The sequence below is a fragment of the Alkaliphilus crotonatoxidans genome, assembly GCF_054658015.1.
This window is the reverse complement of the sequence record NZ_BAAHXS010000004.1, coordinates 93,027-110,557: the sequence shown is the minus strand read 5'-3', so window position 1 is coordinate 110,557 and position 17,531 is coordinate 93,027. Positions and strand designations below refer to the sequence as shown.

Below are 17,531 nucleotides of genomic sequence, written 5' to 3'. Positions count from 1 at the left end.
AAGGAAGGGATGGATGAGGCATGATAGAACGAGAAAGGGTGCTGAAGATTTTAAAGGAAACACAGGTGCTGTTGGAGGGGCACTTTCTGTTGACCTCGGGCCGACATAGCAGTCAATATATGCAATGTGCCCAGCTTTTACAATACCCGGAATACACAGAGGAAATAGCCATAGGCCTGGCCCAGGCCTTTCAAGGGGATCAAATCGACATAGTCATCGGGCCAGCCATGGGGGGAATCATTATCGCCTACGAATTGGCAAGGAAGCTAAAGGCCCGGAACCTGTTTGCAGAGCGGGAAAATGGAAAAATGACCCTCAGAAGGGGCTTTAAAATTCCCAAGGGGGCCAGGGTGCTGGTGGCAGAGGATGTCATCACAACCGGAGGCTCTGTCAAGGAGGTCATGGAAATCGTAAAGGAACAGGGGGGCGTGGTGGCAGGGGTGGCCGTTTTAGTAGACAGAAGCAACGGTAAAATAGACTTTGGTACAAAGCTTCAGGCGGCCCTCACCACCGAAGTCATTTCCTTTGATCCAGAGGAATGCCCCCTGTGCAGGGAAGGAAAGCTACCGGCAATAAAGCCAGGGAGCAGGAATATATCTTAATCAACATGAGATTTTAGAACTAGCAAGGCCGGTAGATTGTAGTTTACTACATTTCTGCCGGCTTTAATTTTATAATCAGCCATTTTAGTTTATAGAAGGAGGTTTTGGAATAATTTGAAGGATATGCTATAATAAGATGGATTTGGAAGTTTCGAGCCGACAGTTAAATATATTTTAAAAATACTTAGGAAAAAAAGGAGGTAACGACTTGGAAAGAGAATTTGAAATAATTGGATGTGTATCTGTACCAGAAGAGGTATCATATGATTTGTTTTATGATAAATTTATAGAATTCATTGAATCAAATAATTGGTTGTTTGGTGGTGGAATAAACGAAATCGTTGATGGTTATTACATTAATCCAGACGGGACAAAAGGGAAACATGTTTTAGATGATGATGATTTAAACCCTGACATTTAAATCAAGCTATAAAGAAAAAACGAAAAGTCCATTACTGAAATTGATAAATATGAACAATGAGCCATTAGTTTTACCGAAATACAATATATATCTACTAAATAAAATTGAATCATTAATTAAAGTACAGAACAGATATACTCTGATGTGTTGGAATAATAAATGGGCTAACTACTGATAAAGGGGAAAGGCAGGAAGTTGCATGAAACCAATTAAAACCACGCTGATTATGGGAGGAATTCCAGTCACAGAATTTCAGGAATACTTCACTGCCCTGGGTGGCCAAACCCAGGATAGGTCATTATATATGGGCAAAGGCTGGCGAGTTAGCCTATATTCTTATTTTGAAGCCCTCGGCTCCTTTTCAGTAGAACGGACGAAAATTGTTTTTGAAATTGAAGCAGATAAATCTGATCAAATGATAGAGGATTTTCGCCTGGCCTTCTTACGGGCAGGGGGATAAAGAAGAGAGGGTCTTAGACCCAAAGCCTTAAAAAGTAATTCTATTAATAAAACTATAGAAAATAACCCTACATTGAAGTGTAGGGCTTATTTGCATGGCAAATTACTGGTTTATCAAGCTTGACAGGTAAGCTTCTTCCATTGCCTTAATATAATTATCCTTTGTTAAGGCAACAGACCCTACTGTTAACTGCACCTCAGGAAAGTCACCATTTTCATTTTTAATTTCCTCAAGGCTTTTCCCTTGGAACCATTCTTCAATCTTATTCATTTGCTGCAAGGAGTCATTGTCCAGGGTCAAGGATTCTACAGCTGCGTTGGTTCCAGCAGTATACCAATTTACTCCGCATGGATTTACCAGGCCAGAATCAATCATTTGGTCAATTTTATTTATTTCTTGCTGTCTAAGGGCCTCTAAAACTCTATCAGTAGAAATTCTTCCTTGGCCGTCAGTATATATTATTTTTTGATTGGCATTAAAGGTTGCTTCAACAATTCGTCCCTCCTGGTCAAAGGTAGCTGCAGCTATAATGACTGTTACGCTTCCCTGACTGAAGGCCTCCTCTTCTAAAATAACAGGGTCATCTTCAGAAGGGGTAATGATCAAGAATGAACCGATCCCCCGATGAAAATGATCTTCTGTTCCATTCAATATTTCCCCAGTTATTGTCTTTTCAACCCCACAACCAAACAAAAATAAACTGGTTATGAGAATAAGTACAACATATGGCATGGTTTTTCTCATATACATTCCCCTAAAAATTTATTTATTCTTATTATACACTATACGGCCATAATATGGTGTAACGGTTTTCCAAATGTAATTTTCCTCAGAAAATAACTTAAGCTGAGGTGTTATAGTAGTGACACGTTAAAAGTCAAAAAAGTAAATAATCTTTTTCTTGACAATATTTTAAGACAATTGTAGTATATAATTAAGACATTTGACTTACGAGGTGAAATATGAAAAGGCTACCAGAAGCAGAATTTGAGATTATGAAGATCGTTTGGGAAAACGAGCCGCCCATCACTACAAGCCTGGTTATGCAGCGGCTTGGAGTAGAGCGAAGTTGGAAAATACAAACCATCGTTTCTCTTATGCAGCGGTTGATTGACCGTGGTTTTTTACGTAGTGAGAAGCATGGAAAGGAGCGTGTTTACTATCCAATTATAGATCGTGCTGACTACCTGCATTTTGAAACCGGATATTTTATGAAGCAATACCATAAAAATTCTTTTTTAAATTTAGTTAATACATTGTATGAGTACAATGATATTTCAGATGAGGAACTCGATGCTTTGTTACAGTGGATAGAGGAGAGGAGGAGTTGAAATGCAAAGCTTTCTTGTCACCCTCTTGCTTCGCTCCTTTGCCATGGCGTTCCTTGGCCTTTTCTATATGTCTGTAACGCCGATTCTTTTAAAACGTTATCATGTCAAATGGTGTTACTATGCTTGGCTGATTATTATTGTAGGCCTTATTCTACCGTTTCAGTTACAAATTAGTTGGCCAATGGGAGAAATAGCACTGCCAGTACAAAATGTAACTAGGGCGACAATGAAGGGCTTTCCGGACTATATTTCGTACACTCATAATTGGGAAGATTCATTGATTCATGGTTTTTCGGGCTTCTCTGTTTGGAAAATTCTAATGGTCGTGTGGATTTTGGGGATTGTTGTATTTTTTACATACCATGTTATAAGGCATTATCGTTTCATGATAATGGTTCGGCGATGGAGCCATGAAATAACGGAACCAAATATACTCAATGTACTTCATGATGCTAAAGAAAAAATGAGCATGGGTGTAAAAATAGAAATTAAGGAATGCCATTGTATATACACGCCGATGCTGGCGGGTTTTATCCGACCATCTATTTTCCTTCCGTCTGACATCTATGCTTCCGAGGAAATGCTTGCTATACTGAAACATGAGTTAATCCATCTGAAACGTCGGGATTTGTGGTACAGGGCTCTGGTTATCGTCGCCGTGGGTATCCATTGGTTTAATCCGCTTGTACATTTTATTGCCAGAGAAATCGCTGCTTTGTGTGAGCTTTCCTGTGATGCTGAAGTGGTGGCAGGGGCCGATATTAATCTGCGAAAGCAATACGGTAGAGGCATTCTCTACTCAAGAAAAAAAGTTCGAGCCAAAACTGTATTTTCCACAGCTTTTGCAGGCCAGAGAAATATAGAAAGGAGGATTGTTGCAATTATGGACATAACTAAAAAGAAAACAGGATTTATCATGATTTGCTTGTTGTTAATCTTTTCCCTTGGAGCCTTTGGGGCGAGTTCAGTTTTTTCTGTATCTGAAGTCCCGGTCAGCTATATAGACAATACATTTATGAAGGAGCGGATATTGAACGGTTCGGCTTCTGGTAATTTCAACACAGACGGATATATCATATACCCGGCGGATCTGGATATGGATACCGTGCCTTCAAAGCCGGCGGAGAGAAGGGACATTTATTCTGACAAGGCTCCTGCGGGTACATCATTTAGTGAACTTCGATACCGTTATCCTTTTGAAATGGTACAAAAGGATAAGACAGGACGAAAATATACAACAAGGGTATTTTTTGATTACGACTATATACTGTCAGGAAGCATTGATTATGAAGAACTAAATTTTCTAATAGGATCATACCTCACAATATTTAAGTCTACTTTCGAGTCCGCTTCTTTTGAGGAGCTTATTCAGGAGGAGTGTATCTATACGATGGTCAAGGATTGTAAGGAATATGTGGATGAGAACTCAGATCCCCGGGTGCGCTTCCGGTTCTACCTCAGCGGTATCGGCGGTGATGCACCCATTAATGTGCCGCATGAAAAATTAGCTGAGCTGAATACGTTCAATTAGAAATGAAAAAAAAACCTGTGGAATGGTGTACATTTGCTATAACTTATGAATAGTGTGTATAGAACAAGAGTAATGTCTACATTTATGCCATGGTGTTATAGGGGGGGGGATGCCTATGACTGTATAAGATTAAGCTGTATGAATGGGTCAACAGAAATATGGTTAATTAGAATGGAGGGTACACTAATGAAAAAGTTATTTTCTTTTTTATTGGCAGCTCTACTCTTTGTAGGGTTTCCCGCAACTACATTTGGACAGGTAACAAATGTAGGCGAGGCAGATTTTAATTTGTATATTGATTACTGGAACACGGCTGAGCAGGTATATGTGATTAATGGGATCGAATTTAAGGTACTTGCTTCTGAACCTATTACACCAAAAGCCAGATTTACTGCCTCTAAAACTGTCGAGATGCGCGATCTTTACAATGATGCCAAGCTTGGTAGCGTTTATGTCTGGGCTTCTTGTGTAAACGATGGGACCTATGTTTCAGCCAGTTCATATGGGTCTTCAATAATTAACAAACCAACCTCCTCTGACTTGCGTGTTACTAGCACGACTATTTCAGACAATGGCACTACGCTGCTTTCTGTTCAATCTAATATTGCATATACAGGTTCTCGGGGTGAGAATGCATTTGGTGCTGTCACGTTATATGTCAAGGGGGATGGCACATACTTTTAATAGCCTGTTTTTTCACAATTAAGGCCGGAGGCTTTATAGCCACTGGCCTTAATTGTTCCGTGGAATGGCAAGTGATGAGAAAAGAAAAATTAACTATGACGAGCTCTTATTTAAAAGAATCTAGCTTTTCAAAGCCTGCTAAGTTTAATGTTTTGGTAGAATGCCTTAAAAGATATACAGTAATTTATAGTCATGAACGATAATCACTTTTAGGATAAGGAAAGGACATCTGCTTCTTAAGGAGAAATTTTTTTGACTTAAGAAATTGACGGGGATTGAATATTTTGTTAATCCTAATCAATATTTAATCGCTTTTTAAATTGATCACTATTTATTTTTATCATAATTTAAACTACATATTTTTCTTAAATAAACCATAAATACTTAAATCTCTCAAAATGTTTAGCTGATAGATATGGTGTCATGAGTTAATAATAGTACCTCCTAGGCCCAGCTATTGGCAGTTAATGAAAATCGTTCTGGCAGTATCATCCCAATGCACCTCAGTCAATAGGCCTTCACCGATAAAGCGTAAGGGAACCATTATTCTGCCGTCATGAATGGCTATGGGGACACCTAAGTCCACTGCTTCACCATTGATATAGGCTGTGTTTTCTCCCACCGTAAGACTAAGAATCCTTTCTTCTTTTTCAATGGTGACGGTTTGGGTGGCTTGATCCCAATGGGTGGTTGCTCCAAAGAGGTAAGAAGCTCCTCGAATGGGAATCATTGTTCGATTTTTTTCAATATATGGCGCTACATCAAATTCAACCTCTACACCGTTGCATACCACCCTAATGTCAGATGGTTGGTTATGTTGTGGTTTAAAATAATAATTAATGGTGGTTTCGTCAGAGCCAGTCAATATGATACCGCCATTATCATCTAAAATTTGATAGGTCCATACATTCCCCTCTATGTCGATATAGGGCTGTTCAATTTCTTGCCAATTTCCGTTTGATTGATCAATCACCCATTGAGAATTTTTATCCAGTGTAAGCTGATAGAAGGTATTGTGGCCAGGATACTGGTTCGGCACAATGGGGTAATATTCATCAATTAAAAAGTAAAGGCTTCCATCGCCATTTTCAAAGGCTTTATAGATTTTTCCGGCGGCGATTTGTTCAATCTTAGTATGATCGGTTAAGTTAAGCAGACCAATATGGGGGTATAATCTTATGCCAACAGAGGCCCATAGTTTTCCGCCGACACTGGCAAGTGAAGCAGTTTCCAGCATCTCCCCTTCAGGGGCAAGGTCGTACATGACCAACAGGTCAGCCACCTTAATATCCTCAAATTCTTTGGCACGATAAAGGTCACCGTAATGATTAATGTAATAAAGTTGATCTTCATGCTCAACAAAATCCATCATAGAAGGATTTGAAATTTCATAGGTCTGAGTATGTTCACCATCCCATCGGTAAATCAAATTTTCTGTGCCTTGATACCAAAGTATACTATCCCTTCCATGCTTTACTGTTGAAGAAAGGCCATAGGTCACCGTAGTAATCTGGCCATCCCGATCAATTTTGCAAGACAGTCTGTCCCACTGACCAGATAGATTTAACCACATACTTCCATTACTTCCGATACTCATGGAATCTATTGTGTATCCCTTTAATTCCGCTGTATCTTCTATACAGATTATTTTAGCCGTAGAAAAGTCTTCCTTTCTGACCCTTAATACTGCCATACCCTTTTTATTTTCTCCATCAGACAGCAAAAAGTAGTAGTAGTCTTGCGCTTCCTTCATATCTGTAATGATAAGCGCTCCTAAATCATCGACATTGAGCTTTTTTAGTTCACTGATGGGTAATAGGTTTATCATATTGATTTGAACCGTGGCCCTTGATGCGGCCATGGCTGAAAAAGGATGAAGGGTCAAAATAAAGATTAACACCAATAAAATCATACCTTTTATTTTCATTATATTAATACTCCTTCCTTTTATATTAAGATTACCCAATGATAAAACCAGGATTGTTTTTCCAAATCAAGTTAAAGATACCATAATATTTGTTTCAGCTCAATACTTTAGCTTACAAATTACTTTGATTTTGCTGTTTTCTAAATACTTCTCTTTCTCCTAATCAATAGATTTTGATCTTAAATAAACCTTAATCATTCCGTAAAGAGTTACATTAAAATATATGCTAAATTATATTTACTAAGCATTGGCAGTTAATTGAAAGATAATCTATAACGATGGGAGAATAATAAGATGAAAGCCAAAATAATGATAACAACCTGCATCATGGCCATTGTACTTACGGCCTGCGGTAGCCAGTCAAAAGAACTTGATGACGTTAATAGAGAAAAAAATGAGCCTGTGCAAAACCAGGCTTCTTTGTCGGCAGAGGATGAAATTGAGCCGGTAGAAGAAGAAAATGATTATACCAGAATAAAAGCGCTGATGGAGGGGTATGAGGTAAATTTAGTTAAAGCTATTAATGAAAATGATTTTAGTTTGGTAGAGCCCTATCTTTTAGAAGAAAGCCCCCTGTATCTTTCTCAAAAAGAACTGGTGGCTAATTTGTCGGAACGAGGGATTCTGGAAGAATACCATTCCCACGAGGTGGGATATGTATATCCAGAAGATGATGAAAGCTATCGGGTAGAGGTGGTGGAAACCATTAAGATTAATTATCCTGAACAGGGCGAAATAATAAAGGACTTTCAATGGATATATACTGTAAAAAATCATAACGACACCATGAAGCTCAGCGATATCCAAGAATGGAGCAGCTTTGAAGAAGACTTGCTACAAAGGCAGGGGCGAGCCAAGCCCGATGGTTATTATGCCTGGGAGGCATTGACACTTTTTGAAACAGACTTAGTACATACCTTAAATGGTGGTGAATCGGGTTTAGAGAAACTATTAAAGGATCAAAAAGTGATTGCTGATTATCAAGCTTTAATAGCGAAGCTGAAAGAAAAGGGAACTGAATTCCAATTAATTGAAACAAATTATGAAGAGCTGGGTAGTGGGCTGCCTTTAATTGCTAAACCGCAAATAACCCTCAAGTATCGAGATAAACAGGGCGCTAGTAAAGAAATAAAGCTGGTACTGACAATGGAAGTAGAGGAATATTATACTGGAAATTCTATTGTTTATGGTGGCTATGCTAAAATTAGCGAATTAAAGGATTTTAAAATAAATTAGCAAAGAATTGCTTGAAACAATCAGATTAGATTATTAGTCTGATTGTTTTTTATTTGAAATAAACTTTGACATTAAAGGATAGAAATAATAATATTATACTATAAAGGTATAAAAGTACAATTTTTATGAAGGGTGAATAGTATGGCTACACAAAGTGAAATTAAATATAATCGATTAATGGAAAAGGCCGAGGAGCTGTTTTTAGATTTGGGATACCGGGCTTTGTCAATGGATCAAATTGCTGAGGCAGCAGGAATCAGCAAAATGACTATCTACAAGCATTTTCCCTCCAAGGAGGCCTTGTTTAAGGAGGTGATTCTTTCCTTAATGGAGCGTGTCTCCTATGAAATCGAGGAAGCACTTCAGCAAATACCAGGCTGTCTCGAAAAAATAGATTTTTTAATGAACTATACCTTTGAAGAGAGTAAACGCTACTCCCTTGCCCTTTATCATGATATTATCTCGATTCCCTACGTAACGGAAAAATTAATTGATGAAAAGATAAAGTTAAGTAGAATCATGTTTGAAAAAATTATAAAGGATGGGGTTAAAACAGGAGAGATCAGGCCCGGTAATGTTGATTTTTTGACCGATATGCTGATGATGGTGATAGAGGCCTTTGGTGAAAAGTATTTGAATAAAATTAATAGTAAAGAAGATATGAAGGAAATTACGGCAAATTTTTATGACTTTTTAAAATACGGCCTGATTGGACGACCGGAGGTGGAATAATGGAAGAGAAAGTTCTAATGCAGGTGGAAAACGTCAGCAAACATTATCATATGGGTGAAATGACAGTGACTGCAGCAAAAAATATTAACCTGAAATTGTATGAAGGGGAATTTGTCGTTATTTTAGGCCCCAGTGGTTCAGGAAAGAGTACACTGCTCAATATTTTGGGGGGAATGGATTTGCCCACCGAAGGCAGGGTATTGATGGAGGAAGAGGATATCACCCAATATAACGACAGGAAGCTGACGGTATACCGAAGAGAAAAGGTGGGCTTTGTTTTTCAGTTCTATAACTTAATGGCCAATTTAACAGCTCTAGAAAATGTAGAACTAGCGACGGAAATATGTAAAAATGCCCTGGAGGTGGAAGGGGTTTTAGAGGCCGTAGGGCTGGGAGACAGAAAAGAACATTTTCCTGCCCAAATGAGCGGGGGTGAACAACAACGGGTGGCCATAGCCCGGGCGGTAGCGAAAAATCCTGCCCTATTACTATGCGATGAACCAACGGGGGCGCTGGATTTTGAAACAGGAATCAAAATCCTTTCCCTTCTGAAGGAGATTAACGTAAAGTATGGCAAGACTGTGGTTATTATCACCCACAATATGCCCATCGGAGCGATGGCCGACCGTGTAATTAAAATGAGAAGCGGCGAAATAATTGAATCCTGGGTAAATCAAAATCCAATCCCCCCCGAAAGGATTGAATGGTAATGAAAAAATTAGATAAAAGACTCTTAAGGCTGATTAAGAAGTCAAAGGGTCAGTTTATATCCATCGCCGTTGTGATCATATTGGCATTAACAATCTATGTCTCTCTGAGTATGGTGGGGGATAACCTAAATCATTCCATAGCATATTACTATGACCTTACCAATTTTGCCGATGTCTCTGTGGAGGTAATGCGGATTCCCAAGGGGGCCATTGAACAGCTTTATACAATAGAGGGAGTCATACAGGCCCAGGGAAGAATTAGTGAAGACGTACCCCTGGGGGTGGAAGATCCCAACGAAAAAGTACGGGTGAGGGTAGTTTCTCTGCCTGAAGAAACCGGCAGTATTAATAGCCTGTATACCATTGAAGGTAGAGAACTGGGAGCAAACCCCAAAACAATCGTAGTACTGCAGCAATTTTTCGAGGGTCGCAGCATGAACCTGGGGGAAACCATCAGACCTTATATTGCCGGGAAAGAATATCCCATGGAGGTCATAGGGGTAGTGGGCAGTCCCGAATACATCTATCTAATGGAAAACGAGCAAAGCCTGCTACCGGCCCCTGAGAAATTTGGTGTTATCTATGTTTCAGAGGATTTTGCCCAATCCTCCCTGGGCTACCAGGGCAGCTATAATGAGGTAATGATTAAAATTGATCAACAATACCTTGATCAAATTGACTTGATTATAGAGGACATAGAAGACCAATTAGATCAATATGGTATTCGGCGCACCATTAAACGAGATAACCATCTCAGCCACAGCATGATGATGCAGGAGGTAGAGCAACTGGAAATGATGGCCACAGCCGTAACATTGTTATTTTTGATCGTGGCTGCTGTCATCATCAATATCATGCTATCAAGAACGGTGAAAAATGATAGGATGGCCATTGGAGTTATGAAGGCCCTGGGCTACAACAATTTTCAAATTATGGGTCATTACACCAAATTTTCCTTGACCATTGGGTTAGTGGGTTCAATTATCGGAATTGTTCTGAGTATTCCCTTATCCATAGCCTTTACCAATTTATATATCCTGTATATGAACATACCATTGCTAGAAATGACCATCTACTATCAGTATATAGTCTACGGCATTATCTTAACCACCATCTTCTGCATTATATCAGGCCTGATTGGTGCCAGAAGCGTTATTAAAATATTACCTGCCGACTCCATGAGACCAGAGGCACCCAAAGCAGGAGGGCGGATTTGGCTGGAAAAAGTTAAACCCATTTGGAATCGAATTACCTTCAGCTGGAAGATGGTCATTAGAAATATAGTAAGAAACAAGCGAAGGGCTGCCTTTTTAGTTTTGGGAATTGCCCTGACCTATGGCATTATTATGGTACCCGTTTTTATGTCTTCAGTATTTGGCAACATGTTTCAGCTGCAGTACAGTGAGTTTCAAAGGATGGAATATAGCATAGATTTTACCCGCCCAATGGGAGTTGATACCCTAAAGGAGCTGAAGCAGTTAATTAAAATAGATTATATGGAAGCTAAAACCGAATTCCCCTTTGAGTTGAAAAACGGGACAAAAAAAGAAACCGTCAGCGTTATTGGTCTTAAATCCGATACAGCCCTCTATCACTTTAAGGAGACTACTGGAAAGACCATCACGATACCCAGGGAGGGAATTATTTTAACAGAAGGATTGGCCAAAGCCCTTGGGGCCCAGGTAGGGGATAAAATACTAATGAAAAACTTTATGCCAGATCAAGAAGACCGGTGGATAGAAGTCAAAGGAATTACCGAACAATATTTGGGCAGCAACGCCTATATGGAAATCGAAGCCTTGAATGAAATACTGGGGGAAAGAGAGATCGTTACCGGGGCCTTGGTCAATTCAGGAGATGAAGTCTTAACTAAGCTGAAAAATGTACCCAATATTAGCCAGGTACAATCGGTAGAAGATATGAAAAATAGCTTTTTAGAATTTATGGATATGATCATTTATTCCGTAGGGACCCTAATGCTCTTTGGCGGAATTTTAGGCTTTGCCATTGTCTACAATACCACAATCATCAGCATTGGGGAAAGAACCATGGAATTTTCATCGCTGCGGGTATTGGGGTTTGAAAAAAAAGAAATATATAGAATCATCAGTAAAGAAAACAGCTTGCTGACACTACTGGGTATCATACTGGGAATCCCATTGGCCTATGGCATGTGCCAGGGAATCGTATCCAGCATGTCAACAGAGCTCTACACCATTCCAATGATCATTAATTCCAGCAGTTACCTGATAACAGCCTTGGCCACCATCATATTTGTTGCTCTGGCCCAGCTGGCCACAATTAAAAAGATCTATCGCCTAAACTTTATGGATGCCCTCAAAAATAGAGTATCCTAAAGACTTTACTGCCCAAAGGCAGTGATCAATAGAATATAGGTAAGGACGGAGATGAAAATGAAGAAAAAAATAATCGGAATCATCGTAGCAGTAGCGGTGCTGGGAACAGCAGGATACTACTTATTTACTCAAAATACAGCCATTACAGTAACCACAGCACCAGTTAATCAAGGCTCCATCGAAAAATATGTAGAAGAGCTAGGTGTGGTCATGACAGAAAGAAGAGAAACAGTTTATGCTGCCGCCACAGGAAGGGTAACAGATGTACTGGTTAATATAGGAGATTCGGTACAAAAAGGAGAACTGCTGCTAAAAATAGAAGAGCAACAGCTACTAAGAGAAATACAAGGTATTGAAGCCCAGGAAGCCGCCCTTCAGGCCCAATATCAAGAGGCCCTAAAGCCAGTAGATCAACGGGAAATAGAAAGACTTAAGCTGGAGCTGACAAACCAGGAAAACGCATTAGTCGAAGCAGAACGAACCACAGAAAACCAGAAAAAGCTCTATGAAGCAGGAGCCGTCAGCCATGAAGACTATCAAAATGCCCTCAATCAACTGGAGGCCCAAAGAAATAACCTAGAGAAGCTTAGTTTAGAGCTGGAAATATTAAGTAACCCTCATACAATCAATATTGCAGCACAATATCAGGCCCAGCTAAAGCAATTGGCAATCCAAAAAGAGGCACTGGAAAGTCAAAAAGAAGAATATAGCATCGCCTCACCCATAGAAGGAACCATCATGCTCAAAAATATTGAAAAAGGTAGCTACCTGCAGCCGGGAATGCAGCTTTTTGAGATAGGGAGCCCTGATAACCATTATATCGAAGCCGATATACTGGTATCAGACATAGCCAATGTTAATGAAGGAGATAAAGTATTGATCAGTCATCAAAATTTGGGAATTGAGCTGACAGGTACAGTAAGAAAAATACACCCCCAGGCCTTTAGTAAAATATCAGATTTGGGAATTGAACAAAAGAGGATAAAAGTAGAAATTGAAATACAAGGACGAGAAGCCAACCTGAGGCCGGGCTACGATTTAGATATAAAAATTGTCACAGAAGAGAGGGACAAAACCTTGATTATACCTGAAAACGCCCTGTTCCAGCAGGAGAACCAATACTATGTCTACGTCAAGAAAAATAACCGGGCTGTTCTGAGAGAAGTTCAAACAGGAATCGAAAGTCAAAAACAGGTTGAAATTATCAGTGGATTAATGGAAGGAGAACGGCTAATTCTTTCGTCCAATGAGGAATTAAAGGACGGGGCAAAGATTAAAGAGTAGGCGGGGGATTAAAAGCTCCGAATAAAGAAGAGGCAGTCTTTAAACAGGGCTGGTGTGAAAGATATAAAGGCAGTACAGGCACAAAATGTTAGAAAAATTATTAAATGAAATATAGATGTATTGCTTGGTAATTGTTAAATTAATAAAGTTCTTTATTCATTCCCCTTATAGTGGGCGCTGTAAAGCTGTCTGTATCTATATAAGGGGGTTTTTGTTTATGGAATTTTATGTAAAAAAAATTAAATATTTTTTGTACTTTTAAATAGAGTTAAGTCAAAATATAAATATTAAGCTGATTTTAACGGCCAGAAGCCCGTAAGAAAAGTATGAAGTAATATGAAATGCAATAGAGGAAAATACTGCAATTGTGGAGAATACTTCCAGTAGAGCATAATTATAGGGGGCGTTTTGATTGTCAATTTCTATTGCCATTTGTGATGATAATAAAGTACAGGTAGAATTAATAGCAAGCTACTTACAATCCTTTAAATTTCAAGAAAAGATAGTCCATCACCTCTATTATAACGGTGAAGACCTATACCAAGGTTTTCAGAAAATAAACTATGATATTGTTTTTTTAGACATAGAGATGGGGGGACTTAATGGAATCGAAATAGGGAGAAAAATAAGAGAATTAGATAAACGGGTGCTTTTGGTATATTTAACGGGGTATAAGGAATATGCCTTGGAGGCCTTTGAAATCCAGAGCTTTCACTACCTGATAAAACCGATTACCAATGAGCGATTCAACAAGCTAATGGAGCAATTAATCAAAAGGCTGGCTGAAATAAGATTATATCAAAAAGAAAAAAAGAAAAGCTTCGTTTTTAAGGCAAAGGATCAACTACATTATTTAAACACAGACGAAATTATATATTTTGAGAAAAAGCAAAGAAAAATAGTTGTCAATACCACTACAGGCAGCTACGAATATTTTGCCACTACAAAACAGTTATTGGAGGAATTAAATCCTGAAGATTTTATTCAATGTCACCAGGGGTTTATCATTAACCTGAATCGCGTTTCGAGACTTGCAGGCAACATAATTTATTTAAAGGGATATGATGATAGTCTTCCTGTCAGTAGAAGATTTAAGAAAAATGTTCTTCTTGCCATTGAGAAGAAGCTATTTAGGGAATAGGGGGGAGACCATGGAGTATTTTGTTTTACTTGTAACAAATTTTGCTGATGCTTTTTTAATCTATTACTTTGTCAGTGAAATGGTGGAATGTAAAGGAAAGAGAGTCTTTTTCTATACGGCGGTTTTAGTTCAGTGCTTTATCAACTCCTATATCAATCTTGCTCTGGGATTGGCTGACTTTAAAGGTTTTATATTTATGTTTATCACCGCCTCCTGTATATTGTACATTTTAGTTAAGGGACAATTTATTAGGGTAACGTTAATTACCATCATAGCCATGACTTTAATGGGAATTATCGAGCTGGTAACCGGAGGTGCCATGTCCTTTATCTTGAAGGTTCCAACTGCCATGCTGCTTGAACACAATGGCTTTAGATTAATGGGAATTATGATTTCAAAAACGGTATTCTTTTTACTGGCCAGGTATACTTGCTTTAAACTGAGGGTATTTGGAGAAATTAAAAGGAATCAATATTACACCATTATATTGCTGCTATTATTTAACCTAATCATAATTTTTATGGCCTTTACCTTCTATAGCTTTGTTGATGACCTGGCAGGACACGAAATGTTTTATATTATAGGAATGGGATCAGGAGCCTTGCTATTTAATTTTTTAATGCTGGTGATAATAGGGCGCTTAATTGAGTACAGTCAAAATGAAACAGCCTGGAAAATGCGGGAAAAGGAATATCGTAATCATTTTTTCTATACCAAAAATATTGAAGAAATGGTTAACACCATGAAGGCCCAAAGGCATGACTTTAACAATTTTATCAGTACCCTACTGGGGCTAATACAGCTTGAAAAATATGACGAGGCTAAAAAGTACATTCTATCATTAACCGACGAGGTGGCAGCCGTCAATGATGTGGCAGATAATCAAAATCCCGTTATTACTGCATTAATTAATATTAAAAATGAAAGAGTAAAAAGCAATAATATAGCCTTTGATTATTCCATAGACCTGCCCTTTCGCTTAACAATTAAAGACATAGATATCACCGTGATATTAGGAAATTTAATCGATAATGCCATTGAGGCCTGTCAAAAAATCGAAAAGGAGAAAAGAAGGATTTATCTTGAAATCAATACAAATAAAGACATGCTGATCATTAAAATTATTAACAATAAAACTAATCAGGAGGTACTACAGAAAACAAAACGCTTTACCAGTAAGGTAAATCGTAAGGACCATGGCTTTGGACTATATAATATACAGCAGATTGTCAAAAAGAATAACGGTATTATTAACATAGAGGATGTAGGTGATGAATTTAAGGTAAAGATTGCCCTTCCTTTAGTAACCAGTAGACCGGAATAACTGGTTATTTTTATCGTAAAGAAAAAGCCTTGTCAATTATGACAAAAAAACGACCACTTTTGCAAAGGAGGTTGCAGGATTTCGTAAGGAATGGTATATTTTGTATAATACAATTACCTTAAAAAAGGGTGATCAAAATGATTGAACAAGCCTCTGTTAAATTGGCAGACAAATTAATAAAAGAAAAGATTATAACCCTGGAAGACAAAGAGGTATACAGCTATGGTTTTCAGCTTTTACTCTCGATGATATTAAAGGGAACCGGTCTTGTTATATTGGGGATGGTAACAGGGTATTTGACGGAAACCGTTATTTTCGTCTTGTCCTTTGGTTTATTGCGAATTTTTGCAGGTGGTGTCCATGCCCATTCATACTTTAAATGCTTTGCTGTAACCGTTGTCTTGGTATATGGAAGTATTTGGCTGAGCAGCTTAATGATTGGTTATAGTTCAGTAGTTTTAACTCTATCAATGATCCTTATTCTTTCAAATATAATGGTCCTATTATTTTCACCTATTGATTCACCAAATAAGCCCCTTTCTGAATCGGAAAAGAGAAAAAATCGTCATAGAAGCATTATGGTTATTACCATAGGCAGCATACTGATTTTGATTAGTTCTATACTCATACCAACATTTCAATATCATTCAGTCATTGCATCCTTGGGCTTCTTAATTGAAGCGTTGACCTTAATAAAGGTAAGTAAAATTAAACAATTGATGAGGAGGAGTAAAAATGAAACTGTTATTTAATGGTTTGGCTATGGCCGCTGAAGGATTAGTGAACTTTAATGTTTCTACCAACTGCTTTATGTTTTTTTATCAGCCTCAAGTACCCAAAAAGCTAATTAAATAGTTGTAAATAGACATTCATAGGTGATTCAACGGGTAAAAGAAAGGGACAAGGAATAAGGATTATTTATAAGCAAGCATTAAAAATAGTACAGTATAGTAAAATTTACAGCCAGTGTGTAAAAAGCACTGGTTGCTTTGTGAATAGATGATATGGTTATCAAACAGGGTCTTAAAAGCATCGCCTCAAAGACCCTGTTTTTTAGCATTCTGTAAAGGTGGGTATTTTCTATGTATTAACGATCACACTGAAAGCCTCCAATCCTTATTGCCAAAAAATATAAGGAAATACAAGTAAAAATAGTTTATAATGAAAAGTAAGTAACTATGATCGTTTAAGGGGGATTGCGATGGAAAAAATTAAAGGTAAATTAGAAGACTTATTTGTTGTTAAACAAACAAAATACACCGGAAAACGGATTTTCTTTACCTTTGCTCTGGTTATTCTGATGGGGATGAGTTTGCCAATATACTTTATGTTTGAGGATTATAACTATGAAAAGTATCTTATAGAGTATGAAATGGTAGATGCCAATATTAAAGCCTATTATAAAGCGGAAGGGCTATACCCAGCTGCAGAGGGCATTAAATGGGATAATGAAAAGAACCTGAGATATTTTTTCGAAGATAATCATTTTAATCTTAATAGAAGGCTTTATTATGTGGATATTACGCTGATGCCCAATATATCTGAAATCAATTATACCTATATTATCGATATTGATACAGGAACCCTATTTACCAGCGAATTTAAAATATATCATTTCAAAAGATGGCATTTTGCAAGGAAGTTTTAGTTAACAAAGCAGCTAGTACCCTGCGCCGTTGTAATGGCACAGGGTACTAGCTTTACATTATGGTGGCTGATATTCTGTGGATTTTTTATTTGAATCCAATAAATATCACAGAGCTTGACTATAATAAATAATAGATACAAACT

General features: G+C 38.0%; 18 protein-coding genes. 16 read left to right on the top strand and 2 right to left on the bottom strand.

The genetic code is table 11. The annotated features are described in order from the left end of the window. Nucleotides 1-20: 20 nt before the first annotated feature. The 3 genes from pyrE to ACYQ1I_RS02955 all read left to right on the top strand — a co-directional run bounded on the left by pyrE (nucleotide 21) and on the right by ACYQ1I_RS02955 (nucleotide 1,483). Complete coding sequence (pyrE, locus tag ACYQ1I_RS02965) at nucleotides 21-602, top strand: orotate phosphoribosyltransferase (protein ID WP_459762315.1); 582 nt, start codon at nucleotides 21-23, stop codon at nucleotides 600-602. Nucleotides 603-810: 208 nt separating this feature from the next. Beyond that, complete coding sequence (locus tag ACYQ1I_RS02960; RefSeq protein ID WP_459762313.1) at nucleotides 811-1,023, top strand: YggL 50S ribosome-binding family protein; 213 nt, start codon at nucleotides 811-813, stop codon at nucleotides 1,021-1,023. A 199-nt stretch (nucleotides 1,024-1,222) separates the two neighbouring features. Continuing rightward, entirely contained in the window at nucleotides 1,223-1,483 is a 261-nt protein-coding gene (locus tag ACYQ1I_RS02955; protein WP_459762311.1) for a MoaD-like domain-containing protein, read from the top strand. A gap of 102 nt (nucleotides 1,484-1,585) precedes the next feature. Here the strand turns inward: ACYQ1I_RS02955 and ACYQ1I_RS02950 are convergent, their stop codons facing one another. After that, nucleotides 1,586-2,227, bottom strand: a complete 642-nt coding sequence (locus tag ACYQ1I_RS02950; protein ID WP_459762309.1) for a hypothetical protein — start codon at nucleotides 2,225-2,227, stop codon at nucleotides 1,586-1,588. Between the two features lie 218 nt (nucleotides 2,228-2,445). Here ACYQ1I_RS02950 and ACYQ1I_RS02945 point away from each other — a divergent pair, with 218 nt between their 5' ends. From ACYQ1I_RS02945 to ACYQ1I_RS02935, 3 genes are all read left to right on the top strand, one after another. Next, entirely contained in the window at nucleotides 2,446-2,814 is a 369-nt protein-coding gene (locus ACYQ1I_RS02945; protein WP_459762307.1) for a BlaI/MecI/CopY family transcriptional regulator, read from the top strand. Nucleotide 2,815: 1 nt separating this feature from the next. Then, on the top strand, nucleotides 2,816-4,345 hold the full coding sequence (locus ACYQ1I_RS02940; protein ID WP_459762305.1) for a M56 family metallopeptidase: 1,530 nt from the start codon (nucleotides 2,816-2,818) through the stop codon (nucleotides 4,343-4,345). Between the two features lie 186 nt (nucleotides 4,346-4,531). Further along, nucleotides 4,532-5,029 (top strand): hypothetical protein, encoded by a 498-nt coding sequence (locus tag ACYQ1I_RS02935; RefSeq protein WP_459762303.1) that lies wholly within the window; start codon nucleotides 4,532-4,534, stop codon nucleotides 5,027-5,029. Between the two features lie 454 nt (nucleotides 5,030-5,483). Here the strand turns inward: ACYQ1I_RS02935 and ACYQ1I_RS02930 are convergent, their stop codons facing one another. Continuing rightward, a complete protein-coding gene (locus tag ACYQ1I_RS02930; protein ID WP_459762301.1) occupies nucleotides 5,484-6,956 on the bottom strand; it encodes a copper amine oxidase N-terminal domain-containing protein in 1,473 nt (490 codons plus the stop codon). Between the two features lie 294 nt (nucleotides 6,957-7,250). Here ACYQ1I_RS02930 and ACYQ1I_RS02925 point away from each other — a divergent pair, with 294 nt between their 5' ends. From ACYQ1I_RS02925 to ACYQ1I_RS02880, 10 genes are all read left to right on the top strand, one after another. Then, the gene (locus ACYQ1I_RS02925; protein ID WP_459762299.1) at nucleotides 7,251-8,192 is read left to right on the top strand and encodes a TcaA NTF2-like domain-containing protein; all 942 of its coding nucleotides are present in this window, start codon (nucleotides 7,251-7,253) and stop codon (nucleotides 8,190-8,192) included. A gap of 141 nt (nucleotides 8,193-8,333) precedes the next feature. Further along, nucleotides 8,334-8,924, top strand: coding sequence for a TetR/AcrR family transcriptional regulator (locus ACYQ1I_RS02920; RefSeq protein WP_459762297.1), 591 nt, complete (start codon nucleotides 8,334-8,336; stop codon nucleotides 8,922-8,924). Next, entirely contained in the window at nucleotides 8,924-9,634 is a 711-nt protein-coding gene (locus ACYQ1I_RS02915) for an ABC transporter ATP-binding protein (RefSeq protein WP_459762295.1), read from the top strand. The genes ACYQ1I_RS02920 and ACYQ1I_RS02915 overlap by 1 nt, the downstream gene beginning before the upstream one ends. Beyond that, nucleotides 9,634-11,991, top strand: coding sequence for an ABC transporter permease (locus ACYQ1I_RS02910; protein ID WP_459762293.1), 2,358 nt, complete (start codon nucleotides 9,634-9,636; stop codon nucleotides 11,989-11,991). Before ACYQ1I_RS02915 ends, ACYQ1I_RS02910 begins: the two co-directional genes overlap by 1 nt. A 57-nt stretch (nucleotides 11,992-12,048) precedes the next feature. Beyond that, nucleotides 12,049-13,275 carry an efflux RND transporter periplasmic adaptor subunit gene (locus ACYQ1I_RS02905; protein WP_459762291.1) on the top strand — a complete coding sequence of 409 codons (1,227 nt, stop codon included), beginning with the start codon at nucleotides 12,049-12,051 and terminating at the stop codon, nucleotides 13,273-13,275. A 412-nt stretch (nucleotides 13,276-13,687) separates the two neighbouring features. Then, on the top strand, nucleotides 13,688-14,416 hold the full coding sequence (locus ACYQ1I_RS02900) for a LytR/AlgR family response regulator transcription factor (RefSeq protein WP_459762289.1): 729 nt from the start codon (nucleotides 13,688-13,690) through the stop codon (nucleotides 14,414-14,416). A 10-nt stretch (nucleotides 14,417-14,426) separates the two neighbouring features. Next, nucleotides 14,427-15,740, top strand: coding sequence for a sensor histidine kinase (locus tag ACYQ1I_RS02895; RefSeq protein WP_459762287.1), 1,314 nt, complete (start codon nucleotides 14,427-14,429; stop codon nucleotides 15,738-15,740). 137 nt (nucleotides 15,741-15,877) lie between these two features. Then, entirely contained in the window at nucleotides 15,878-16,492 is a 615-nt protein-coding gene (locus ACYQ1I_RS02890) for an accessory gene regulator ArgB-like protein (protein ID WP_459762285.1), read from the top strand. Continuing rightward, entirely contained in the window at nucleotides 16,476-16,595 is a 120-nt protein-coding gene (locus tag ACYQ1I_RS02885; protein WP_459762283.1) for a cyclic lactone autoinducer peptide, read from the top strand. Before ACYQ1I_RS02890 ends, ACYQ1I_RS02885 begins: the two co-directional genes overlap by 17 nt. Nucleotides 16,596-16,941: 346 nt before the next feature. Continuing rightward, entirely contained in the window at nucleotides 16,942-17,388 is a 447-nt protein-coding gene (locus ACYQ1I_RS02880) for a hypothetical protein (protein WP_459762281.1), read from the top strand. The last annotated feature ends 143 nt before the right edge of the window (nucleotides 17,389-17,531 follow it).